Source organism: Streptomyces sp. NTD91 (assembly GCF_059510455.1).
The window spans coordinates 1-256 of the sequence record NZ_JCAJZW010000201.1 but is presented as its reverse complement, the minus strand read 5'-3'; the positions used below and the strand labels follow the sequence as shown (position 1 = coordinate 256).

1 protein-coding gene is annotated in these 256 nt (G+C 72.3%); it reads left to right on the top strand.

The annotated features are described in order from the left end of the window. Positions 1-256: KR domain-containing protein (locus tag AC5WRT_RS39225; RefSeq protein ID WP_496101130.1), on the top strand; the 256-nt coding region annotated here is incomplete at both ends.

The window sequence follows — 256 nt, the reverse complement described above, 5'->3', positions numbered from 1 at the left end:
AGCTGTTCGAGGCGGGTGTCCTCAAGCCGCTTCCGGTGACGTGCTGGGATGTGCGCCGAGCCCCGGACGCCTTCCGCTATCTGTCGCAGGCCCGGCATGTCGGCAAGGTGGTCCTCACGGTCCCGGCGCCGCTCGACCCGCAGGGCACGGTGCTGGTGACCGGTGGCACCGGTGGCCTCGGTGCGCTGGTCGCCCGGCACCTGGTGACCGAGCACGGCGTACGACACCTTCTGCTGGCGAGCCGGCGCGGCCTCGA